This window comes from Methylophaga thalassica, assembly GCF_030159795.1.
Taxonomy (GTDB): domain Bacteria; phylum Pseudomonadota; class Gammaproteobacteria; order Nitrosococcales; family Methylophagaceae; genus Methylophaga; species Methylophaga thalassica.
This window is the reverse complement of sequence record NZ_BSND01000005.1, coordinates 614,440-638,011: the sequence shown is the minus strand read 5'-3', so window position 1 is coordinate 638,011 and position 23,572 is coordinate 614,440. Positions and strand designations below refer to the sequence as shown.

Annotated in this window: 26 protein-coding genes; 13 read left to right on the top strand and 13 right to left on the bottom strand. The window is 42.8% G+C overall.

Annotated features, from left to right (window positions below; all coding sequences use genetic code 11):
- Positions 1–11 precede the first annotated feature (11 nt).
- The 4 genes from QQL60_RS10195 to QQL60_RS10180 form a co-directional block, all read right to left on the bottom strand.
- Positions 12–428 carry a hypothetical protein gene (locus tag QQL60_RS10195; protein WP_007146902.1) on the bottom strand — a complete coding sequence of 139 codons (417 nt, stop codon included), beginning with the start codon at positions 426–428 and terminating at the stop codon, positions 12–14.
- A 220-nt stretch (positions 429–648) separates the two neighbouring features.
- Complete coding sequence (locus tag QQL60_RS10190; protein ID WP_284723241.1) at positions 649–1,086, bottom strand: helix-turn-helix domain-containing protein; 438 nt, start codon at positions 1,084–1,086, stop codon at positions 649–651.
- 174 nt (positions 1,087–1,260) lie between these two features.
- Positions 1,261–1,527, bottom strand: coding sequence for a DksA/TraR family C4-type zinc finger protein (locus tag QQL60_RS10185; protein WP_007146900.1), 267 nt, complete (start codon positions 1,525–1,527; stop codon positions 1,261–1,263).
- Between the two features lie 73 nt (positions 1,528–1,600).
- On the bottom strand, positions 1,601–2,764 hold the full coding sequence (locus QQL60_RS10180; protein ID WP_284723240.1) for a sterol desaturase family protein: 1,164 nt from the start codon (positions 2,762–2,764) through the stop codon (positions 1,601–1,603).
- 214 nt (positions 2,765–2,978) lie between these two features.
- Here QQL60_RS10180 and ubiD point away from each other — a divergent pair, with 214 nt between their 5' ends.
- The gene (gene ubiD / locus QQL60_RS10175; RefSeq protein ID WP_284723239.1) at positions 2,979–4,451 is read left to right on the top strand and encodes a 4-hydroxy-3-polyprenylbenzoate decarboxylase; all 1,473 of its coding nucleotides are present in this window, start codon (positions 2,979–2,981) and stop codon (positions 4,449–4,451) included.
- A gap of 2 nt (positions 4,452–4,453) precedes the next feature.
- On the opposite strand, the gene QQL60_RS10170 is transcribed toward ubiD, so the two are convergent.
- The 3 genes from QQL60_RS10170 to moaD are packed head-to-tail and all read right to left on the bottom strand — an operon-like array spanning position 4,454 to position 5,534.
- A complete protein-coding gene (locus QQL60_RS10170) occupies positions 4,454–4,849 on the bottom strand; it encodes an MAPEG family protein (protein ID WP_273178740.1) in 396 nt (131 codons plus the stop codon).
- Between the two features lie 18 nt (positions 4,850–4,867).
- Complete coding sequence (locus QQL60_RS10165) at positions 4,868–5,305, bottom strand: molybdenum cofactor biosynthesis protein MoaE (protein ID WP_284723238.1); 438 nt, start codon at positions 5,303–5,305, stop codon at positions 4,868–4,870.
- 1 nt (position 5,306) lies between these two features.
- Positions 5,307–5,534, bottom strand: a complete 228-nt coding sequence (gene moaD / locus QQL60_RS10160) for a molybdopterin converting factor subunit 1 (RefSeq protein ID WP_007146894.1) — start codon at positions 5,532–5,534, stop codon at positions 5,307–5,309.
- Positions 5,535–5,581: 47 nt separating this feature from the next.
- Here moaD and moaC point away from each other — a divergent pair, with 47 nt between their 5' ends.
- On the top strand, positions 5,582–6,058 hold the full coding sequence (moaC, locus tag QQL60_RS10155) for a cyclic pyranopterin monophosphate synthase MoaC (protein WP_007146893.1): 477 nt from the start codon (positions 5,582–5,584) through the stop codon (positions 6,056–6,058).
- On the opposite strand, the gene QQL60_RS10150 is transcribed toward moaC, so the two are convergent.
- On the bottom strand, positions 6,055–7,125 hold the full coding sequence (locus QQL60_RS10150; protein WP_007146892.1) for a substrate-binding domain-containing protein: 1,071 nt from the start codon (positions 7,123–7,125) through the stop codon (positions 6,055–6,057). The genes moaC and QQL60_RS10150 overlap by 4 nt on opposite strands.
- A gap of 120 nt (positions 7,126–7,245) precedes the next feature.
- Here QQL60_RS10150 and QQL60_RS10145 point away from each other — a divergent pair, with 120 nt between their 5' ends.
- Both QQL60_RS10145 and QQL60_RS10140 read left to right on the top strand, forming a co-directional pair.
- Entirely contained in the window at positions 7,246–7,497 is a 252-nt protein-coding gene (locus QQL60_RS10145) for a hypothetical protein (RefSeq protein ID WP_284723237.1), read from the top strand.
- Between the two features lie 3 nt (positions 7,498–7,500).
- Positions 7,501–8,586: an OprO/OprP family phosphate-selective porin gene (locus QQL60_RS10140; protein WP_284723330.1), complete on the top strand. Its 1,086-nt coding sequence runs from the start codon at positions 7,501–7,503 to the stop codon at positions 8,584–8,586.
- 51 nt (positions 8,587–8,637) lie between these two features.
- Here the strand turns inward: QQL60_RS10140 and QQL60_RS10135 are convergent, their stop codons facing one another.
- Complete coding sequence (locus QQL60_RS10135) at positions 8,638–9,045, bottom strand: c-type cytochrome (RefSeq protein ID WP_007146890.1); 408 nt, start codon at positions 9,043–9,045, stop codon at positions 8,638–8,640.
- Positions 9,046–9,178: 133 nt separating this feature from the next.
- Positions 9,179–10,234 (bottom strand): DUF2333 family protein, encoded by a 1,056-nt coding sequence (locus tag QQL60_RS10130; RefSeq protein WP_007146889.1) that lies wholly within the window; start codon positions 10,232–10,234, stop codon positions 9,179–9,181.
- A 168-nt stretch (positions 10,235–10,402) separates the two neighbouring features.
- Between QQL60_RS10130 and QQL60_RS10125 the strand changes: the two genes are divergently transcribed.
- The 4 genes from QQL60_RS10125 to QQL60_RS10110 are packed head-to-tail and all read left to right on the top strand — an operon-like array spanning position 10,403 to position 15,191.
- A complete protein-coding gene (locus tag QQL60_RS10125; RefSeq protein ID WP_007146888.1) occupies positions 10,403–11,350 on the top strand; it encodes an ABC transporter ATP-binding protein in 948 nt (315 codons plus the stop codon).
- Positions 11,350–12,090 (top strand): ABC transporter permease subunit, encoded by a 741-nt coding sequence (locus QQL60_RS10120; protein ID WP_007146887.1) that lies wholly within the window; start codon positions 11,350–11,352, stop codon positions 12,088–12,090. Before QQL60_RS10125 ends, QQL60_RS10120 begins: the two co-directional genes overlap by 1 nt.
- Positions 12,091–12,105: 15 nt before the next feature.
- Positions 12,106–14,019 (top strand): Gldg family protein, encoded by a 1,914-nt coding sequence (locus QQL60_RS10115; RefSeq protein WP_007146886.1) that lies wholly within the window; start codon positions 12,106–12,108, stop codon positions 14,017–14,019.
- 38 nt (positions 14,020–14,057) lie between these two features.
- Positions 14,058–15,191 carry a DUF4340 domain-containing protein gene (locus tag QQL60_RS10110; protein ID WP_273178755.1) on the top strand — a complete coding sequence of 378 codons (1,134 nt, stop codon included), beginning with the start codon at positions 14,058–14,060 and terminating at the stop codon, positions 15,189–15,191.
- A gap of 31 nt (positions 15,192–15,222) precedes the next feature.
- On the opposite strand, the gene QQL60_RS10105 is transcribed toward QQL60_RS10110, so the two are convergent.
- Positions 15,223–16,143: a chemotaxis protein CheV gene (locus QQL60_RS10105; protein WP_007146884.1), complete on the bottom strand. Its 921-nt coding sequence runs from the start codon at positions 16,141–16,143 to the stop codon at positions 15,223–15,225.
- A gap of 134 nt (positions 16,144–16,277) precedes the next feature.
- Between QQL60_RS10105 and flgA the strand changes: the two genes are divergently transcribed.
- The 3 genes from flgA to QQL60_RS10090 all read left to right on the top strand — a co-directional run bounded on the left by flgA (position 16,278) and on the right by QQL60_RS10090 (position 17,846).
- On the top strand, positions 16,278–16,976 hold the full coding sequence (flgA, locus tag QQL60_RS10100; RefSeq protein WP_284723236.1) for a flagellar basal body P-ring formation chaperone FlgA: 699 nt from the start codon (positions 16,278–16,280) through the stop codon (positions 16,974–16,976).
- A 65-nt stretch (positions 16,977–17,041) separates the two neighbouring features.
- Positions 17,042–17,344 carry a flagellar biosynthesis anti-sigma factor FlgM gene (gene flgM, locus QQL60_RS10095; protein WP_007146882.1) on the top strand — a complete coding sequence of 101 codons (303 nt, stop codon included), beginning with the start codon at positions 17,042–17,044 and terminating at the stop codon, positions 17,342–17,344.
- A 13-nt stretch (positions 17,345–17,357) separates the two neighbouring features.
- Positions 17,358–17,846, top strand: a complete 489-nt coding sequence (locus tag QQL60_RS10090) for a flagella synthesis protein FlgN (RefSeq protein WP_007146881.1) — start codon at positions 17,358–17,360, stop codon at positions 17,844–17,846.
- On the opposite strand, the gene hemH is transcribed toward QQL60_RS10090, so the two are convergent.
- Positions 17,843–18,853 (bottom strand): ferrochelatase, encoded by a 1,011-nt coding sequence (gene hemH / locus QQL60_RS10085; RefSeq protein ID WP_284723235.1) that lies wholly within the window; start codon positions 18,851–18,853, stop codon positions 17,843–17,845. The genes QQL60_RS10090 and hemH overlap by 4 nt on opposite strands.
- Positions 18,854–18,862: 9 nt before the next feature.
- Positions 18,863–19,762, bottom strand: a complete 900-nt coding sequence (locus QQL60_RS10080) for a TIGR01777 family oxidoreductase (protein WP_284723234.1) — start codon at positions 19,760–19,762, stop codon at positions 18,863–18,865.
- Between the two features lie 93 nt (positions 19,763–19,855).
- Here QQL60_RS10080 and QQL60_RS10075 point away from each other — a divergent pair, with 93 nt between their 5' ends.
- Entirely contained in the window at positions 19,856–20,800 is a 945-nt protein-coding gene (locus QQL60_RS10075; protein ID WP_284723233.1) for a DUF523 and DUF1722 domain-containing protein, read from the top strand.
- Positions 20,801–21,472: 672 nt separating this feature from the next.
- Positions 21,473–23,359, top strand: a complete 1,887-nt coding sequence (locus tag QQL60_RS10070; protein ID WP_284723232.1) for an EAL domain-containing protein — start codon at positions 21,473–21,475, stop codon at positions 23,357–23,359.
- Positions 23,360–23,572 lie beyond the last annotated feature (213 nt).

Here is a 23,572-nt window from a genome sequence, read left to right as displayed (position 1 = left end):
CGTTATTTTTATTAAGAGTTTGCACAAATCTGCACAGTTTGTTGTGCTGACTGGATAATGGTCATCACTTCATCTTTAGAAATTTTGCCAGCATCGATATCTTTTTTAAGTTCTTCATTCAGGGCTTGTGTGGCTTGTGCGACATCACCGCCTTTCGCAACAGGCATAATCGCTTTTTCGCGATATTTTTCAGGGAAGATGCCTAAGCCTTCCAGCTGACATCCTGCCATTTTCTGCACATAAGCATCGGCTTCTCTTTTAATTGCCGCTGCACTCAGATCGGGTCTGTCCATACCGAGCTTTTTGATCACCATGGGACGGAGTTGCTCACTGTAGTGTTTTTTGTAGGCTTCTTCATGCTCTGCATCTACAGCAAACGCCTGTTGTGCAAGAAAAAGCAGAGGGATTAAAGCAAGGTATTTTTTCATTATCTATTCTCTCTTAAATATAGGTCATTTTCAGCTAGAGACGGATCAGGCTGAACAATAAATCGCTCACAGTCAATTTATATTTGAATGCTCAAGCTCAAGTGATCTCAATAATGAAAACCAAATACTATGATCGTCAGCGTCTTTGAAAAACAGACGTCGAAGATTTCGCCCAACTGAGTTTGTTTCTCCGTAGTAATTACGGTAGTGAAAAATGCGACTATTTTTTAGTTTTCTTTTTATCTTTGGCTTTTTTCTTGTCTTTTTTAGCGGACTTATCTTTTTTAGATTTTTTATCTTTATTTTTGGTTTTGTCGGCTTTTGATTTTTTCTTATCTTTGCTTTTGACTTTTTTAGGTTTTTCTTCAGTTAAGGCATCTGCTGTTTGAGCACTTTGGGCTGGATTTTCATTTGAGCTGGAAGGGAAGGCATCCATACCAAGTTGACGAAACCGAGCAGCCCAATAACGTACCTGACCGATAGTCAGTCCAGTTTGTGTTGCTGCCTGCATTTGACTGGCACCGCTATGGATAGCAAGTAAAACATTGGCTCGGGCACTATAGTCATTGGTGGAAGCAGCTATCGTTTTACAGCGTTTAACCTGGGCAGGGGTGAGTAATTTTTTGCGGGGACTGCTTACCTGTTCTGTGCTTGTCATTGTCAACTCCATAAAGTGACCGAAAAAGAACTAAATAGCGGCTATATCAAAATATTACGATTATGAATGAAGCGTATGACATTTTTGTGACAAATGAAATGGTGAGAAAAACTTAATTGTTTACTGGCATTAAAAAAGGGCTATTCGCCCTTTTTTATTTGAGTACATTTCTACTCAGCGTAGTTGACTGTCTTTACTGCCTCGCCGGTTAAACATACTAGCGGCTTTATTTTCGTTATCTATTTCCTGCTGGCATTTTACACACAGGTAAACGCCTGGAATGGCCTTACGACGACCTTCAGGAATTTCAGCATCACATTCTTCACAATGCGTCAGACTTTCGCCTTGTGGTAAACGTGAGCGCGCTTGTTGAATCGCGTCATCAACACTGGCATCTATTTGATCTTGTACTGCCCCATCTCGGGACCATCCTCCAGCCATAACAACCTCCAACTGACTGATTTAATTATTTTTCATTATAGGCCTAAGTTATCTTAGACCCAATAGTCATTATTCAAGAGACTTTTTTGCCTAGCCGTTGTTTCCAGCGATAGATCGGGTACCAAGTCTGTCCGAGAATATGTCGTGGTAGCCGAACTGTTGTGCCGTATTCGGCAGGCCAGTAATTTCCTGGGAGATGATAGGTACCGAATAAGCGATCAAACAACACTGTGTGAGCTGAGTAGTTGGTATCAATAGCCGGTTTCTCTGAGCTGTGATGCCAATGATGGAATTGTGGTGTGACAAAAATATACTTGAGGGGGCCAAAAGGAATATCCACATTACAGTGAATCAGAATGGCCTGAAGAGCAGCAAAGGTGACATATATATTCAATGCCGACTCATCCGCACCCAGTAAATAGAGTGGGATCATTACCATGGCGCGTTCGGAAAATACCTGCACAAAATGACCACGGGATCCTGCTAACCAGTCCAGATGTTCAACAGAGTGATGAACCGCATGAATAGGCCAGAGAGTTTTAACTTCATGATAGGCCCGATGCTCCCAATACAATACAAAGTCTGCTGCCAGGACGATTAATATGACTTGCAACCAAACGGGCATAGCTTGAACGGCAGACTGCACCGATGGACTCACGGCCCTATCAAAATGGCTGGCATGATAGTTGGCAAAAATCAAAATCGCGGAGATAGCCAGATGGTTAAAGCAGAAATAAAACATATCGATTCCCCACTCAGGGCGGGTGATAACTTGATCTCGATATTTGGGAAACAGCTTTTCCATTGTCATGAAAATAGCAACGGAACCCAAAAAGGCCAGGATTAACCAATCGATGCCCAAAGATAATTCTTTTGGCTCTACATTACCGATAGGGATGCTGTAACCACCTAAAGCAAAGCCGATTAAGGTTAAAGTGATAGCGCCTAAACCATACGCTTTGTATTTTCCCTTGTTTAAGACAAAGGTCAATACAGCAAAAAATAATGAGAAATACATAGCGTATTTCAAAACTTGTTGTAACTGTTCAGCATCATAGACCTCGCGCAGAGCGGCGGTTGTTAAATAAGCTGGATATAGATAGGCCAGTACGGCCAAAAGGCTTAATACACTGAGTGTAAACGATAAATAACAGCTAATTCGACCCTCGCCAAAACGGAATTCTTTCGCTGGATTTTTTTCAATTTGTCTCGATTGATATTGGTAATGTTCTGTCATGATTTGAGCTGAGATTATTAAACTTGGCGGACATAATGTCGGTATTACTGAATTTCTTCAATATGCTTAGCGACGACTCTAATATGAGTTGAGTAGCAAAAAGGCGTGTTTTAGATAGATACTTTGTATTATGGCTTTAGCCGATCTTTGTTATCCAGTAAGATTCTGACGTAAGCTCATCAGAGCTTGAATCTGTAGTTAACTGAGTAACTGAATGAAATACACCGATTTACGTGACTTTATCAATGGCCTGGAACAGCAGGGTGAATTAAAACGGATTAAAACCGAAGTCGATCCTGCACTGGAAATGACGGAAATTGCTGATCGCGTGCTACGAGCCGGTGGTCCGGCATTACTGTTTGAAAATCCGAAAGGATCTAATATTCCTGCGTTAGTGAATCTGTTTGGTACACCCAAACGAGTGGCGATGGGGATGGGAGAAGACTCTGTCGAGGCTTTACGTGAAATCGGTAAGTTACTCGCTTTTCTGAAAGAACCTGAACCACCCAAGGGCATGAAAGATGCGTGGGAGAAACTCCCCATCTTTAAAAAAGTGCTGACCATGTCACCCAAGCTAGTCAAAAAGGCAGCTTGTCAGGAATTGGTGTTGCAAGGCGATGATGTTGATTTGGCAAAGTATCCAATCCAACTATGCTGGCCGGAAGATGCCGCGCCTTTAATTACCTGGGGGCTGGTGGTGACCAAAGGCCCGCACAAGGAACGGCAGAACTTGGGCATTTATCGCCAACAAGTCATCGGCAAAAATCGAGTGATTATGCGCTGGTTATCACATCGTGGCGGTGCACTGGATTTTAAAGAATGGCAACAGACCCATCCGGGAGAGCCGTTTCCTATTAGCGTGGTTTTGGGGTGCGATCCAGCCACCATTTTAGGTGCTGTCACACCTGTGCCTGATACTTTGTCCGAATATGCTTTTGCAGGGTTACTGCGTGGCAGTAAAACCGAATTAGTCAAATGTATGGGTAATGATTTACAAGTACCGGCTAACGCGGAAATTGTACTGGAAGGCTTTATTTATCCCGATGATATGGCACCAGAAGGGCCGTATGGCGATCATACGGGTTATTACAATGAAGTGGATAGCTTTCCTGTATTTACTATCGAACGAATAACACAACGCCAGAATCCGATTTACCACAGCACCTATACCGGTCGCCCACCAGATGAACCGGCTATTCTTGGTGTTGCCTTGAATGAAGTGTTTGTGCCGATATTACAAAAACAATTTCCAGAAATTGTTGATTTCTATCTACCACCAGAAGGCTGTTCTTACCGAATGGCTGTAGTGAGCATGAAAAAACAGTATCCCGGCCATGCCAAACGCGTGATGATGGGGGTATGGTCTTTCCTGCGTCAGTTTATGTACACCAAGTTTGTGATTGTGGTGGATGATGATGTCAATGTAAGAGACTGGAAAGATGTGATTTGGGCGATCACCACGCGGATGGATCCTGCCCGGGATACCACGCTGGTAGAAAATACACCCATTGATTATTTAGACTTTGCTTCGCCGGTCTCAGGACTGGGTTCTAAAATGGGTATGGATGCCACCAATAAACTGCCGGGTGAAACCGATAGAGAATGGGGACGGCCGATCGTGCGAGATGCTGAAGTGGTCAAACGCATTGATGCTATCTGGGATGAGCTCGGTTTAAGTAGCGATTAAAGTCAATTGATCGGCATCAAATAGGCTAAAGCAAAATAGACGATATTCAATATCGATAAGGCAATAATCAGATAAAGCGTGATTTTCATGCCAAGAACACGCTTTTTTATATCCTGGTTTTTGATGCCAATAGCATGAATGATCCGACCGGTTAGCAATGTGATGCCGGCAAGGTGAATTATCCAGTTATACACCACAATATTTTCCAGTAGAAACATCAAAATTAAGGTGATGGGAATATATTCGGTAGCATTTCCCTGGGCACGGATAGCGGCTTGTAATTCATCATTACCACCGTCACCCAAGCCGATTTTATGCTTGCGACGGACGGCGATAACGCCCAGTGATAATTTGACAATCAGTAAGGCGCAGAGGCTGGCATACAATGCTGTAATCATAATGACTTTCCTTGTTTGTTAGTGGCCATCAGTGTTCCCTGTGACCCAATGTCCACCTTCATTCGTAAACTCTTTTTTCCAGAACGGTGCTTTGTACTTCAGCTCTTCAATTAACCAGTCACAAGCATCCAGCGCGGCACGACGATGCGCTGACCAGCAGGCAATGACGACAATGGCATCTCCGGGGTGGACTTCCCCGACACGATGAACTATCAGACAATCGAGTAATGGCCATTTTTGCCTTGCCATATCTTCTAACTTTTCCAGGTAGCGGGAGGTCATCGCTGGGTAATGTTCAAGCACCATCTTTTTTATATCAGTACGATCACTAAAGTCTCGCATAGAACCGATAAAGCTGGCCGTCGCGCCATACTGACCTGCTAAGTTCTGCGCTGACTGTTGCTCAGCAATGATTTGCCACGGCTCAATAAGATGGTCACTTACCCAACTCGCCATATTAGCCTCCGGTTACCGGTGGGAAAAAGGCGACTTCATCACCGTCTTGTACTGGTGTGTTGAGTTTTGCGTAGTCTAAATTGATAGCGACAAGCAGATTATCCGGCACAGGCTTATTTTGGGTGGCCTGATTCCATGCATCTAGAGCGGTACTGGCAGTAGTCAGTTCCATATCGGCTTGACCGAGTTTTTCTCGAAGACTGGCAAAAAATTTGACTTGAATACTCATCTGGTTGATCGTTTCAGCTAATTTAAAGTTAGAGGATAACATTTGCGATGACGGATTTGACCCATTTTAATCAAGCAGGTGAAGCACATATGGTTGATGTTGGCGGTAAAGCCACGACAGACCGTGTTGCCATTGCTGAGGGCACCATCGTTATGTTACCGGAGACATTTAATTTAGTAGAACAGGGCGGACATAAAAAAGGCGATGTATTAGGGATTGCCCGGATTGCTGGGATTATGGCGGCGAAAAAAACAGCGGATTTAGTGCCATTATGTCATCCATTGGCGTTGACCAAGGTGTCAGTCGATTTTGTATTAGACAGTGAAACAGCTTCTATACATTGCCGGGCAACAGTGGGAACCAGTGGTCAAACGGGCGTAGAAATGGAAGCGCTTACCGCGGTACAAGTCACGCTTCTGACCATTTACGATATGTGTAAAGCGGTTGATAAAGGTATGACGATGACCAATATTCGTCTATTGGAAAAAGCAGGTGGGAAAAGCGGGCACTGGCAGCGTAGTTAAGCGAAGATTTCATCAAAGCTCACAAGCTGACCAGAACGTGTTGTGTCATAGCCTTTAAAATCTTTCACTTTTCGATGGAAAGACGGGCTTTTCAATAAACTGATAATGGCCTGTACTCTTGGGTCATCCACTAATAGCTGCGGTACTGCCAAGCAGTAGTGTTCCCATACCAAGGGGATAAACTCCAGATTGAATTTATCGGCAATGGGAGCGATACCAAAGCCAATATCGGCAGCACCACTAGCCACCATGGCTGCCACTGCCATGTGTGTGAACTCTTCATGTGAGTAGCCTTTAATATGGTCACTGGAAATAGCATTCGCTACAAGAAGTTGATCAAATAATGTGCGGGTGGCCGACCCCGTTTGCCGGTTGATAAAAGTGACCCCATCCTGAGTCAGCGAGCTGAGATCGTTGATGTGTTTCGGGTTATCCCTGGTAACCATCAGACCTTGATTCCGACGAACCACATAGATCAATTGATGTTGTTTTTCATCAAGTAGTTTTAAATAGTCGCTCATTAAGTGACGTCTTAACTCGCCAATCGGAAGATGGAAGCCTGCAATATGACAATCACCAGCTTTTAATGCTTTCAGACTTTCCTGACTGCCGTGAAAATGTAAATCCAATAAAAAGTCAGATTGCTGATCGAGTAATTCTTTTAGTGCACCAACGGCTAGACCATGACTGGTAAAAATTTTAAATGTATCGCGGGGGCTATGATCCAAGATGGCTTCAAATTCACGTTTCAATTCGGTGGAAAAGTTATCCAATTCCGGAGAAAATGAGGCGCTGAGATGCCGGTTCGCATGCATTAGTTTCTCCCCGACAACAGCTAATCGCGCACCTCGGCCTCGCTCAAGAATAACTAAAGGCTGGCCAAGTAACGCTTCCCATTTATTCAATAAGCCCCAGGCAAAGCGATATGACACGCCAAGTTTGTCGGTGGCTTGTTTTAACGATCCTTCCTGCTGAATGGCTTCCAGCATCTGAAACAGAATGTCATCAATGTGATGCGGTTTTCCGTGCTGGGTCAGTTGCCAGTGAAAGTCTATTTTAATTTCCATGATTTACATCGGGTAATTGTTGTAACAAAACTGTCATGATAAGCGCCTTTTAACCGCTAACTAAGATTACAAGCTGTTTTGCAGCTATGTAGTGTTAAAAATTCAGACAAGGAGAAGAACATGACGATAAAGAGAAGCCTGCTGGCTGCCGGTGTTCTGGCGGCATTATCGGGTCCTGCCTATGCGGGATCTGAAATTGAAACTCTGATTAATATGCTGCATGAAAACGGTATGGTCAATGATGACCAGTATGGTCGCTTGATGGCAGAATTAAAACAAAATCAGGCTCAGGCAAAACAAGAAAAACAACAAGTCGATGCCAAACTCGCTGAAGCGACCAAGCCTTCAGATGTTGAAGTCATCGTCAAGTGAGGGATTGGTGTTAAGACCCGTGACGGTAAGTTTGAAAGTAAGTTAGGTGGTCGCTTACAAGCCGATGCGGCAAGCTATAGTGGTCAACCTGAAATGGGTGATGGTTCAGAATTTCGCCGTGCCAGGATTTCCTATTCGGGCACAATGTATAACGTGTGGGACTTTAAGCTCGAATATGATTTTGCCAGTACCGGGTCAAATGGCAGGGGGATAACGGATGCTTACCTGGCCTATACAGGCTTTGAGCCAATGGATATCACTGTCGGTAATTTTAAAACACCGTTCAGCTTAGATTATCTGACCAGTGCAAATAACACATTATTTATGGAACGCGCGCTGCCTAACGCTTTTTCTTCAGGAAGAAAGATGGGAATCATGGCGAGTAATGAAACAACGCACTGGTCATGGGCGACAGGCATCTTCGGTGATTCCATCACTAATAAAGGTGGTCAAAATGATGAAGGCTGGGGGGCAACGGCTCGTGGCACCTGGGCTCCCATTAACGATGGTGTGCATTTTGTGCATTTAGGTCTTGGCCTTAACTACCGTGATACTGGCGATAGTGGAAAAGTGGGCTTCGATAGTGAGGCCGAATCACATGTATCTGGTGTGAGCATTATTGATACTGGAGATATTACTTCAGTTGCAGATTATTACAATATCGGTGCTGAACTGGCTGCTGGTCACGGGCCATACTCTGTACAAGGTGAATATATCACCACAAAGGTGAATCGCAATAACGGTAAAGATGCCGACTTTGATGGCTGGTATCTGCAAGCGGGTTATATCCTGACCGGCGAGACCCGCCAATACAAAAATGGTGTGATGGGTGGCGTGAAACCAAGCTCGATTGTCGGTGAAGGTGGTTATGGTGCTTGGGAGCTGGCCTTGCGCTATAGCTCGCTTGATTTAAGTGATGCCGGTATTGATGGTGGGGAAGCGGATGCAATGACGTATGGTGTGAACTGGTATCCAACACCAACATTACGTTTTTCTGCTAACTATGTGGACGTGCTGGAAGTCGATGGTGGGCCGCATGATAATGAAGAACCATCCGTATTTCAGGTTCGAAGCCAATGGGCGTTCTAAGATAACTTAACTATTGAGGGCTGTTTACAGCCCTCAATGCCGTTTCTTGTTTTAATTGGCTTTTTTAGGTTTTACTTCGCCAATTGCGCCGTCTGCTCTGGCTTTAAGATAGTTATAAATGTCTTCTCTGCCTTTCATCACTTTTGCATTTGATGACCAGGCCGGCATGCTGCCGATAGTGCCCGTTTTCCCATGCTCTACCGTATTAAAAAATTCGTCTTTGGAAATTACCTTCAGGCTTTCCGCTAAGTTAGGCCCAACCATACCTTGACCATAGGTGCCATGACAGCGGGCGCAGAAGTTTCTATACAGTTTGAAGCCAGCATAACTTGAGGCATCAAGTTCATTGCCATTCGTTACGGTGTAAGGTTTGTCATCAGCAAAAACTGATGGTGCTGAAATAAGCAGCAGTGTTGCTGAAAGCAAAACTGGCTTAATTGATTTAAGTTGAAACAACATGAACATCTCCATTAAATCTGAACTTCCAGCCCCTGTTCCGGGGCCGGATAATTCAATAATAAGATGTTATTTTTTGACCTGGTTGGGTGATTTGCCCTGATGTATAGGTCAAATACCCTTCTTTTGTAGGATTTTATCCTCGATTTAACAGATCTCTTAAATCGATCAAAGCCGCATTGGCCCGAGACACGTAAGAAGCCATCACTAATGAATGGTTAGCGAATAAGCCAAACCCATTCCCATTCAAAATGACCGGGCTTAACACCGGCTCCTGTGTGGCTTCCAGTTCGCGAATGATCTGACGAAGGCTGACTAGAGCGTTTTTCTTCCTTAAGACATCAGAAAAATCATATTCGACGGCTTTCAATAAATGGATGAGGGCATAGGTTGTTCCTCGCGCTTCGTAGAATACGTCGTCGATTTTATTCCAAGGCGTTTTTGTCACCACTTCATCTGCTAAAGGGGTTGATTGCAGCGCCTCAGCATCACCGGCTAAGTCAGTATTAATTCGGACCTGACCCACACTGGCGGTTAAGCGCTGTGACAAGCTACCAAGACGTTTTTCTGCCACGGATAACCAGGCGACTAAGTTATCGGCCCTGGCATAAAATTGAGCATCATCCTGATTACTGCTCAATCTCGCTAAGTAGGATTTAAGAGACTTAATGCCCGCACGGTATTCACGTTCAGTGGGCGGGAATAACCAGGAGTTGGAATTAAAGTTAAACTGAGGTTCAGCAATCGCCAGATCCTCATCTTCACGTGATTGTGATTGTGAACGACTGATGTCATTGCGCAAGACCCGAGCAAAATCACGAATCTGCACCAGCACACCGAACTCCCAGCGAGGGATATTGTCCATCCACACGGATGGTGGCATGACATCATTGCTCAAGTAGCCACCCGGTTTATCCAGTAGCTTTTCAGCGAGTGTGATGAGTGTCGCTGTGGATGTATAACCGGTTACCAGTTGTTGTTGCTGTTGAGATGCCATAATTCTGGCATTTTCAGTGGGGTCAAATTCACTGGGGGCGATGCTCCACCACACCATCAGAATGACCATAATGGATGCAATCACACCTATGATGACGCCGGTGGTCTTAATGATACGTTGACGAGTTGTGGTATCGGCAAAACTGTCGCTGACTGACCAGCCGAAATCACGGATTTTATGTGTTAAGCGTTTCATTGACATCTCATATCTGAATAAGTGGGAGTGTTATGTGACAGCTTATGCGCTATGAATCTTTAAGACAATGGGGTTGATGAAAGACAATTCAAGCTTGACTTAAATTGCTTCACCTCAGAATAATGACAGGTTTGCAAAAATGATTAGGAAGCGGGGGACGCTTTTGTTATGACATTGAGAATTGAGATCGATGATCTGGCCAAATATTTTGGTGCGATCAAAGCCGTTGATGGTGTGTCATTTTCTGTCAGTAAAGGCGAAGTGCTAGGGTTTTTAGGCCCAAATGGTGCCGGCAAATCAACGACGATGAAAATGATTACCGGGTTTTTGACACCGACAAGAGGTACAGTAAGAGTTTGTGGTTATGACGTGCTGACAGACCCTATTTCGGTGAAAGCACATTTAGGATATCTTCCTGAGGGGGCACCGGCTTACGCGGATATGACGCCGGATAGTTTCCTGAAGTTTATTGCTGAAATTCGAGGAATTAAAGGGGCTGACAGACGTCGTGCTGTCGACAGTGCAGCTGAGCGGGCAAGAATTACCAATGTCATGTATCAACCGATTGAAACCCTGTCGAAAGGGTACAAGCGTCGTGTTGGTCTGGCTCAGTCTATTTTGCATAATCCGCCCGTGTTAATTCTTGATGAACCTACAGATGGTCTCGATCCGAATCAAAAACACGAAGTCAGAACATTAATTAACGAAATGGCGGAAGATAAAGCCATTATCATCTCTACCCATATTCTCGAAGAAGTACACGCTCTGTGTACGCGTAACGTTGTTATTGCTAACGGTAAAGTGAAGTTTGACGGCACACCTCAACAACTGGAATCAAAATCACGTTATTACCATGCCGTTGTGGTCAATGTCGCTAATGTCGAACAAAAGGCATTCGAGACCTTCTTGAACTCATTGCCGTTTGTTGCTCAAGTTGAACCTGTGGAAGGGGCTGGCTTCAGAGTCTATCCAAAAGATGGACAGCAAATTACCGCGGACTTATCAGAGAAAATTCGTGAGAATGGCTGGAGCATTGATGCCTTGCATGCGGAAGCAGGTCGCCTGGATGAAGTTTTCCGTAGTATTACCATGCCTAGTACGGGAGCCAAAAACTGATGAATATGCGTAATATCTGGTTCATTATGAAACGTGAGTTTAATGGCTATTTTGCTACACCGGTGGCTTATGTTTTCATTATCATTTTCTTGTTGTTAACTGGCTTTTCAACATTCTATGTTGGTAACTTTTTCGAACGCGGTGAAGCCGACCTTTATCCTTTCTTCTCCATGCATCCATGGTTGTACATCTTGTTGATTCCGGCCATATCAATGCGTTTATGGGCCGAAGAACGTAAGAGTGGCTCAATTGAGTTATTGATGACCTTACCTGTTTCTGTTTTTGAAGCCGTTATTGGTAAATTCCTCGCGGCCTGGGCGTTTACTGGCTTAGCGTTGTTTTTGAATTTTCCATTGTGGATTACCGTGAATTATCTGGGTAATCCTGATAATGGTGTCATTGTGGCGAGTTTCTTAGGCAGTTTATTAATGGCGGGCGGTTTTCTGGCCATTGGCTCATGTATCTCAGCGATTACCAAAAATCAGGTGATTGCCTTTGTGATTAGCCTGATTATTAGCTTGGTATTTGTACTGAGCGGCTATGGTATCGTCATTGACTTTTTCAGCGGCTGGGCACCTAAGACATTAGTGGAAACAGTGAGCTCGTTTAGTTTCTTGACCCATTTTGACGCTATCAGCAAAGGCGTAATTGATATGCGAGATATGATGTATTTCATTTCATTAATCGTTATCTGGCTGTTTGCTAACGCCCTTATCGTCAATGCTCGTAAGGCTGACTAGGAGAGAATTGCGACGATGAATAAACAACTATTATCTGCAACAGGTCTGATTCTGGCCATCATTCTGTTTGTATCATTCAATATTGTGGTCAATGGCAACTTCAAATCAGCACGTGTTGATTTGACTGAGGATAATCTTTACACCTTATCCGATGGCACGGTTAACATTCTCAAATCGATGAAAGAGCCGATTAGTCTGCGTTTTTATTACACAGAAAAAGCAGCTCAGGCGTTGCCTAGTTTGAAATCCTATGCACAACGTGTTCAGGAACTATTGCTTGAATATCAACGAGCTTCGAATGGCAAGATTCGTTTGTTTGTAATGAACCCTGAACCTTTTTCATCCGATGAACAGCGTGCTGATCAATATGGTTTGCAGTCTGTGCCGATTGATGGCGAATCAGATCCATTATATTTTGGTTTGGCAGGTACCAATGAAGTAGATGGTGTTGAAACGATTCCTTTCTTTCAGCCAGAAAAAGAAGATACGCTGGAATATGATCTGACAAAATTGATATACAAACTGTCTAACAACAACAGAAAAACGGTGGGGGTGATTAGCTCTCTGGAAGTTGATGGTGAGCAGTACGATCCTTTAAAAGGTGAAGTCGCCTCTGCTGATGGTGCCAAACCTTGGGCCATGATGGCTGAGTTACGTCAGATGTTTAATGTCTCTATGCTACCTACCGACGTTCGCCGCATTCCCTCAAGTATGGATGCATTAGTGGTGATTCATCCCAAAGAGCTGTCTGAAAGTACGCTCTATGCGATCGATCAGTACGTGTTGGCTGGTGGTAAGTTGATTACCTTTGTTGACCCTTACGCAGAAGTCGATAAGCCGAAAAAGGATCCGGACAATCCAATGAGTGCCATGTTGGCGCCTCGCAGCTCAAATATGGATGAATTATTTGAGGCATGGGGCTTTAAGCGTTCCAATACTGATGTCGTAGCAGATCGTAAAACCGCAACGAAAGTGGATTTTGGTGCTAAGACAGATTATCAGCCCATCGATTATGTACTCTGGCAGAAGTTGACCAAAGGCAACTTTAATAAAGATGAGCGTATCACCTCAGCTTTACGTCAATTGAATGTTGCCACTCCAGGGCGTTTTGAGATTCTGGATGGTCATACCACAAAAATTACGCCTTTATTCTCATCAAGCAACGAAGCGATGCTGGTGGATAAGCGGGTGGTTCAATTCCGTAATGATCCTGTTGCCCTGTTGACGAAATATCAACCGGGGACAATTAGTTATCCAATGGCTATTCGCGCCCAAGGCGAGGTAAAAACAGCGTTCCCAGATGGCGCGAAAACGGTGTCTGGTGAGTTGAAAAAAATGCCAGGCCATTTAGATAAAGCTAAGAGTGATATTGATGTTATCGCCATTGCTGATGTCGATATGCTGGATGATCGTTTTTGGGTCGAAACTCAGGACTTTTATGGCAAGCAATTAGCCTTTAATACATCAAATAACATTGATTTTCTGATTAATGCTATTGAGGATATGACAGGCAGTGAAGGGTTAATCAGTATCCGTTCCCGAGCAGGTTTTTCCAGACCTTTTTACAAGGTAATTGAGCTGCAACGTGATGCCGAAAAACGCTTCCGTACCAAAGAGCGTGAATTACAGAACAAGCTGAAAGAAACGCAGCAACGTATCGCCCGTATGCAAGTCCAGCGTAGTGGTTCAGGACAACAAATATTATCTCCTGAGCAACAAAAGGAAATTGCTGAATTCCGTCTGACCGCCAATAAGACTCAACAACAACTTCGTGATGTACAGGCTAACTTGCGTAAAGATATTGATAAACTTGATGCACAGTTGAAGTTTTTCAATATAGGTTTGGTACCGATATTAGTCGGATTATTAGCGGTTTTCACTGGCTGGATGCGTATCCGGAAACGCAATAAAGCACGTAGCCAGCAATAACGATGCTGTTTTAGTCGACTCGATAATAGGTTTATAACATGACAAAAAAATTCAACAGTTTGACTATTCTTTTCATTATTACAGTCGTGATGGTATTGCTGATGTTAGTAACCATTTATCGAACTGATGATAATGATGATGATTATGGATTGTTGTTTCCTGATTTATTCAGTGAATTGAGTCAGGTAGATAATATTCAATTCAGCAGTGGTGAAGATCAGTTTTCACTGCATCGAGAAGGGGAAGACTGGTTTATTCCTGATCACTACAACTATCCAGCAAACTTTGATGAAGTGAAGCGTATGTTGATTGATCTATCAGAAGCAAAGCTGATGGAGAAAAAGACCTCTAATCCAGAGCAATATGCTGTGCTGGGCGTGGATGGCGCTAAGCCTGAAACGCCTGATGGTGATTCGATCAAAGTGTTGTTAAAGCATGGAGATAATGACATTGCAGGCTTACTATTAGGTAAGCAACGTGACGTGACTGTCGCCAGTGCCGGCCCTAAACAGTTTTATGTCAGGCGTGTAGGTGACGAGCAAAGCTGGTTAGCCGAAGGCTACTTGCTGATTAGCCCTGTGATGTTGAACTGGATTGATAGTCAGGTGATTGATTTAGCGCGTGAACGTATTGCTCGGGTGGAAATTATTCAGCCTAATGGTGATATTGCTACGCTGGTAAATTTAGGCAAAAAAGACAAATTTGGCACACCTGAGTCGGGTGAAAAAACCGTATTTAAATATCCTCAGTTGGGGTACGACATAGCGGGATCATTACATCAGTTGCGTATGGAAGACGTGTTACCGAAAAAAGATTTTAATCGGGGCGACGCGGACGTGGTTATTGCGCGATTTATTACATTTGACGGTTTGGTGATAACCACCAAAACGTCATTTATTGATGGTTTCTACTACACAACGTTATCTGCGGATTATCAGCCGGAACTGATCAGCGAAGCATCTGATGATATTAAAGCGCTTGATGTACTGAAATCAGAAGAACAAGTCAAAACTGAAGCTGAAGCCTTAAATAAAAAACTGTCTGACTGGGTATATCGTGTCAGTGGTTTTACAGGGACTAATCTGATGAGAGCGAAAGCGGATATTGTTACAGAAAAAAATAATGTTATCCCAATGCCGGCTGATTTAAATGGTTTTGGACCACTCCGCTAGGCATAAAAAAGGCTCTGAAAAGAGCCTTTTTTTATTTCAGCATTGACTGTACTGCTGCCGCTAGTTCATCAGCAGAAAATTTAGGGATAAATTTATCTGCACCGACTTTTGAAACCAGTGCCTGATTAAATGTGCCGCTCATTGAGGTATGTAATAGGATTGGCAAACTCTTCATTGCCGGGTCATTTCTAACTTCAGATGTCAGTGTATAACCATCCATCTCTGGCATTTCGATATCGGATATCATTAAGGCGATTTTTTCATAGATATCTTCACCATTTGCTTTCCACGCCTTGAGCATATCCAGAGCTTCCTTACCATTTTTAGCTAAGGTAATTTCTAAGCCAATTTGCTCAAGCGTGCGTTTAATCTGATTTCTGGCCACACTGGAGTCATCAACCACCAGAATATGTTGTCGTATCTCTTGGTTATGTTCAGAATAATTATTGACTAACTCAGAAGATACGTCAGCCTGAATACCCATCACCTCGGCTAAAACTTGCTCAACATCAATAATCTGGACTAACTTGTCTTCAAATTTGGTAATAGCAGTCAGATAACTGCTGGCACCTGATGCTGCTGGTGGCGGTAATACATCAGACCAACTGATATTAATAATACGTTCAACAGAGGTGACTAAAAATCCTTGAACAGAACGGTTATATTCGGCGAGGATGACAAAACTCTCTGCCATATCTTGTATAGGTCGACGTCCGATGCTTTGTGATAAATCAACAATGCTGACTGTTTGTCCACGTATAGAGGCCATACCTTTAATATTAGGATGAGATTGTGGAAGCTTGGTTAAGGCCGGACAAGCAATCGCTTCACGAACTTTAAAAACGTTAATGCCGTAAAGCTGAGCGGTGCCTAGACGAAATAACAATAACTCCAGACGATTCGTACCGGCAAGGTTGGTACGTTGGTCTACACCATCAATAATGCTGCTCATGTTGACTCCTCTATACTTAATGATGCTATCGGCAATGCTTAACAAGTCTTGAGTTTTTGCGATTGAGTCTAGGCATATAACTTGCAGCATTGAAATCAAGAAGTTTTTTAACCTCACATATTAGGTAAACTCGCATGATTCGTAGATTTTTTTTATGCTTTCTAAGTGTCGTTTTTTTGACGCCTTCTGTAAATGCCGAATCTTTACAAGCTTTAGCCGGAATTGAGCAAACTGCTTACGTTTTTGCCATGAACGATGCACAAGCCTATTACGACAATCCTCAAGTGATTGTTGATGCTATGGATAAACGCTTACGACTGCAAGCCTGTTCTGGTGATTTAGAAGCTTTTTCTACATCCAATGCTAATACAGTTGGAAAAAGAACTATCGGCATCCGCTGTCTTGCGCCAATAGAGTGGACTGTATACGTAGCTGTTCAAGTCAAAGTCATGCGCCCTGTCGTTGTGGCAGCTAAAGCGTTGTCAGCAAATCAGACTTTGAAAGCATCCGATGTTAAAATTGTTATGCAGGATATTAGTGACTTACGGCAAGGTTTTTTACTTTCAACTAACAAGGTATTAGGTCAACAGTTAAAGTATCCCGTTGCTATGGGAACAGCGCTGACTCCACGTAGTCTCAAGCAACAGAAAGTCGTTCAGCGAGGTGAACAAGTCATACTTGTTGCTCAAGCAGGATCTATGGAAGTGAGGATGAATGGCATGGCGATGGAAGATGCCGTTTTAGGTGATAAAATTAAAGTAAAAAATAATTCTTCAAACCGGGTGGTAGAAGGTGTCGTACAGGCGCCAGGCATTGTTCAGGTGACAATGTAAAAAATTCTCAACTTTCTTTCTTTGCTGCCGATACAACAAACATAAGATAAACGGAGACAGCTTATATGTCTGATATTAATAGTATTAAACCACCATCTCAGACGGAATATAACCCGTCACGAAATGTAGGTGAACGCAATGAGACGGCAGAAAAATCACCGTCAGTGACAACATCAAGCCCAAACACGGAAAGTGATAAAGTGAGTTTAAGCGATACACTGTCGCAGGTAGAAAAAAGCTTAGCTGATGTCCCTACTGTGAATCAGACTAAAGTCGATAGTATTAAAGCGGCAATTGATAACGGCACTTATCAGGTGGACAGTCAACAGTTGGCACGAAAAATGATTGATTTTGAGGGTAACCTGTAGAAAGGACATCCTCATGTCAATGAATGCCATGCAGCAGCTGAGTACGATTTTACAATCTGAAATCAGCAATAGTACTGCACTTGCAAGCCTGTTAAAGCAGGAACGCGATGCGTTAAAAATTTCAGATGTTGATAAAGTCTCTGAAATAACCAAACTCAAACAGCCGTACCTGTTAAAGCTGGAGCAACTTGCCCGACAGCGTGAGCAGTTATTGTCTGCTGTCGGTTTCCCAGCAGGAAAGTCTGGTTTAGAGGCCTTTATTGCAAACCAGGAAGAAGCCGACGCAACTCGTATGTCTATGCAGGTATCACGGCTTCGTGAAGTGGCAAAAACTTGCCGGGAGTTTAATCAAATAAACGGTGGCATTATCAATGTAAACCGGCAATATTTGGTCAGGGCTTTATCTATTCTCCGTGGACGCGATCCCGAAACTGGCGCTTACGGACCCGGTGGTGAATATACCAGCCAAGTTGTCAGACAACCTTTAATTGGTCGCGTCTAATTTTGACACCAATCTGCTAGCACATTTACCCATGCCGGATCATCATTCATACATGGAATGAGCGTCAATTTCTCGCCGCCGGCTTCTTTAAAGACTTCTTCGCCACGAATGGCAATTTCTTCTAATGTTTCGAGACAATCGGTGACAAATGCCGGACATAAAACCATGACATGTTTTGCACCTTGTTGAGCTAAATCTCGCAAGGTGTCTTCTGTATTTGGTCCTAACCATTTTGCCCGGCCTAATCTAGACTGGAATGCGACGGAATAACGCTGTTTTTCTAAACCGGCTTGCATGGCGAAACATTCAGTGGTTCTCATAACCTGATGTCGATAGCAGGTTTTATGAGCGGGATGACTCCCCTGGCAGCAATTATTCTGTTTTAGACAGTGTGAACCCGAACTATCCAATTTAGTGATATGTGACTCGGGCAGCCCATGATAACTAAATACCACGTGGTCATAAGGTTGTTCGAGATAAGGCTGAGCACTGGTCACTAAAGCTTCTATGTATTGAGGGTGATCGTAAAAGGGAGGGATGATCGTCAGCGTAATATCTAATCCATGTTTTTTGATAACACGCTTAGCTTCCTCTATAGATGTGGTCACCGTGCTGTCTGCGTAATGCGGGTAAAGTGGGATATAGAGTACTTCTTCTATCGATTTATCTGCGGTAATTTTTAATAGCTGCTGTTCAATACTAGGATTCCCATAACGCATTGCCATTTCTACAGGCATTGTTAGTCTAGCCTGAAGTGCATTTTTCAACTTTTCTGATAAAACGATTAGCGGAGAACCTTCAGGCATCCATACACTTTGATAGGCTTCTGCTGATGCCTTTGGCCGAGTGGGCAAGACAAACAGGCTGACAATCATCCTGCGTAGTATCCAGGGCAGTTGAATCACATATGGATCCATTAAAAACTGATTAAGATATCGGCGTACGGCTGTTGTCGAAGGTGCGTCAGGAGAACCAAGGTTAGCTAATAAGATGGCACGTTTTGTCATAGGATTAGTTTACGGTTTATTCAAAAGATTGTAGAGAGCATTATCTAGCTCAGTATATTGGAATTGATAACCAATTTCCTTGGCTTTTTCCGGATACGCTCTTTGTCCCCCTAATAAAAGTTGAGACATTTCACCTAATGCCAATTTTAAAATCGATCCGGGTGCTTTTAGGAATGTGGGGCGTTTTAGCTGCTCGGCCAGAGTGTGAGTAAACGTTTTATTTGTGACCGGATGAGGAGCTGTAGCATTGAATACCCCCGTTGCTGAAGGATTCTGGCTGATATAAATAATAAGTTGAACGATGTCTGTAATATGAATCCATGGCATAAACTGATGTCCATCTCCGAGCGTGCAGCCAAACCCGAGCTTAAAGGGTAATAGCATACGTTGAAGAACACCACCTTCCATGCTCAGAACGAGTCCGGTGCGAATGATACAAACTCTGATATCATCCGGAGCGGCTAATGCGGCTTGCTCCCACTTCTCACAAAGTTCGTGAGCATAGTCACTTTTGTAAGCGCTATCCTCAGTCAACGGTTGAGCACCCTGATCGCCATACCAGCCAACGGCTGAGCCGTTGATTAATGTATGTGGCTTTTGCTGAAGACTTTTTATCCAGTTGACTAAATTTCTGGTCAAGTCGATTCGGCTTTTTTCCAAAATTGTTTTTTGTTTTTCACTCCATCTCTTATTCGCAATAGGTTCACCGGCAAGATTAATGACAATATCTACAGCATGTTTCTGATCGATTTCATCAAGAGATTCTACGGCTTTTACCTTGTCACTAAAGAGGTTGTAGACTTTTTGTCTGTCTCGGCTTAGAACAGTGACATCATTACCCGATGTTAAGAGATGCTGGCAGAGTGATGAGCCAATGAGTCCTGTACCACCAGTAATTAGATAATGCATATTGATGTCCTTAATAATCTTCGCCAGACCTTCACATTTTTTAGTAATCTCAATGCTAATATAATTTACACAAGATGAGATGGACGTGAAGAGATGAAAATTAAAGTCGGCATCAGTAGTTGTTTGCTAGGTCATGAAGTACGTTATGACGGTACGCATAAACATTTGCGTCTGGCTACAGAGAGTTTATCGCGTTATTTTGATTTTGTACCTGAGTGTCCAGAGGTGGGAGTAGGCATGACTATTCCACGCAAACCAATACGTTTGGTGGGTAACCCTGAGAGCCCGGATGCGGTTGCCGTTCATGATGAGGCGTTAAATTACAGTCATGCACTGACGGCTTTTGGAGAAAAAAAAGCAGCAGAACATCAAGACTTGTGTGGATATATCTTTATGAAAAATTCACCGAGCTGTGGTTTGTTCAGGGTAAAGGTTTATCAGGAAAATGGTTATCCTTCAGCTACTCCTGGACGAGGCTTGTATGCCAAAGCGTTTACCAATTTACATCCTTTATTACCGGTGGAAGAGTCAGGGCGATTATGTGAGCCTTTACTAAGAGAGAACTTTGTAACACGTGTTTTTGCTTATGCGAACTGGCTTCAGCTCAAAAAGCAGGGCTTAACGGTAAAAGCCATTTTAGATTTCCATGTCCGTTACAAATATACCTTGATGGCACATTCTCCATCGAAGTATGCCGAGTTGGGGCGTATGTTAGCGGATGCGGGTAATCATGAACCAGATGCATTGGGTCAGCGTTATTTTGCAGAGTTAATGACGACACTGAAAACATTAGCATCAAGAAAAACCCACACAAATGTATTGATGCATTTACAGGGGTACTTGAAGAAAAAAATTTCGAGCTCTGAAAAACAAGAGCTGGCGACGATAATTGAACAATACAGAACTGCGCAAATTCCTTTGATAGTGCCTGTGACACTGTTACGGCATCATTTTAACAATCATCCAGATCCATACATAAACAAACAGGCATACTTGCAGCCTTATCCAGATGATTTAAGCTTAAGGAATGCTATTTGACGTTATTAATGATGAATTATGATGAGGGTGAGTTCCGTTTAGTGATGGCGAATTTAGCAAAAACTTCTGCTGCTTAGTTTATTCCGGTGACATGGGGTTAGTAATGAGATTCTAATCAATGATATTCTCATGTATTCATAACGTTACGGATAGATAAGCTAGATATGGATGATCAAGTTATACTAAGAAAACAAGCTGATCGCTTATACGACGAAGTGTTGTTTTCTAATCTCACAGTAATGGGCGTCTCCATACTGGTTTTTATCGTGTTTTTTGATCATGTCCAGTCCCACTCAATACTATTATTTAGCTGGAGTCTTACTATTTGCCTATTGTCTTCAATACGGCTGATAGTTCTGTTTCTATATAAAAAACATAATGATATTTTTGGTTTTACGCCAAAAAAATGGATTATTCTCTATACCTTTCTGACGGGGTGTGTTGGGATCGTTTGGGGGTTGGCAAGTATTTTTTATGTCATTATCGACGATGTTCAAATCAATACCTTATTCTATATTCTAATCAGCACTGTGATAGCTGCTGCTGTGCCTGTACCTAAGTGCTTATTTCGCTACTTTTCTGGCGTACACCCTTCCCCAATTAGTATTACTTACCAGTATGTCAATTTATCAGATCGAGACTACGTCAGCGGATAAATTGGTTTACATCCTAATGTTTGGTTTTATTGCTTTTTATGCCTTGATGTTTTCTATGGCGAAGCGGGCGAACCACAATCTGATCAGAAGCTTGAACCTGCAAGAGAAAAATCAGTATTTAGTAGATCAACTTAATGATGAAATGATAAAACGCGAAGAGCTTATTGAAGAGCGAACCAAAGCGTTACAACTGAGTAATGAAAAATTACAAGCCAGCCAGGCGCACATGCTCAAGTTATCTCGGGCCGTAGAGTCAAGTCCAAATTCTATTCTGATTATGGATGCAAAAGGTACGATTGAGTATGTCAACAAAAAATGCGAACAGGTATCAGGTTATTCTGCCACCGATATGATTGGCCAGAGACTCGAGAGCTACAAATCGAACAAAATGGTTTCAGCATTTTTTGACGAAATTTGGCATCAGGTTGCTTCTGATGGGCAATGGTCAGGAGAAATCGAAAACCGCCGGAAAGATGGCAGTCTCTACTGGGTTAAGCTTTATCTCGCAGCAGTTTATGATGACAAACAACAGATTAGTCACTATGTCGCTATTTATGAGGATATCACCGAGTCAAGAAAACTAGCGAAGAAATTGTCATTTCAAGCAACACATGATGATTTGACTGGTTTGATTAATCGTACTGAATTTGAGCGACGATTGTCGATGCTGGTGAATGATGCTCAGCGAATAGGAACTGAACATGCCTTATGTTTCCTTGATTTGGACCAATTTAAAGTCATTAACGATACCTGTGGTCATATTGCAGGAGATGAACTGCTTCGGCAGTTAGGCTCGTTACTCGGTAATTCCACACGAAAAAGCGACACGTTAGCAAGACTTGGCGGTGATGAGTTTGCGATTCTTGTGGAAGATTGTGAGCTGGAAAAAGCCGAGTTTATTGCAAATGAAATTAAAGAATTGATATCGCAATTCCAGTTTATCTGGGAGTCTCAAGTTTTTACTGTCGGTGTCAGTATTGGTGTCACGATGGTGACCTCCCACACTCGAGATAGAACTGAGGCGCTTAAACAGGCCGACAGTGCATGCTATGCGGCCAAAAATTCTGGCAGAAACCGCGTTTACATTTATCAGGAACAAGATCAGCAGTTAACCACTCAGAAGGGAGAGTTTAAATGGGTCAATGAGATAAAGGATGCATTGACCGAGAATAGATTCGAGTTGTATGCACAACCTATTGTTAGCACTGCAACAGGCTCACTGGACATGTATGAAGTACTCGTCCGACTGAGAAACAGAGCGGGTCGATTATTCCCTCCGGGCGCATTTCTATCCTCGGCAGAGCGTTACAATTTGTCTGAACGAATTGATAAATGGGTTGTAAGCCATGTATTTGAATGGTTGGAGCAACATTACACTTCCGTACCCCATTTAAAATACTTAGCTATTAACCTTTCAGGTACGAGCCTAAGTAATGAGGATATGTTGGACTTTATCAAGACAAAATTATCCTCAGCGTCTTTTCGTCGGGAAATGATTAAGTTTGAAATTACTGAAACCGCCGCTATTGGTAATTTGAAACAAGCTCACTACTTCATTAAAAGCTTATTGGAGTTAGGCTGCAAATTCTCTTTGGATGACTTTGGTAGTGGCTTGTCATCGTTTGCCTATCTGAAAAATTTACCCGTACAAAGTATTAAAATTGATGGAATGTTTGTGAAAGATATGCACATCGACCCACTTGATTATGAAATGGTTAAATCGATTAATGATATTGGTCATGTTATGGGATTGGTAACTATTGCTGAATTTGTTGAAGATGAAAAAATCTGGCAAAAGTTAAAAGCCATTGGCGTTGATTATGGTCAGGGATATCATCTAGGAAAACCTGAACCTATTGATGGCATTCTTCATCATACTCAAACCATTGAGCCTGTAGCATAATTTGATAAGACTCTAGCAAGAGAGTTGCGCGTGATGTTTCTAGTCAGATAATTGACAGTTACATAATCGATTGTTATCGCTTTATGTTTAATTTAAGTTATTGATAATTATATAAAAATATATTTTATTGCTATCTTGTTGTTTGGGCATGGTTCCTGCAAAAGCTTAACTATCCAGCATGTTTTACTTTTTTGGTAATTAAGTCTGTATAGG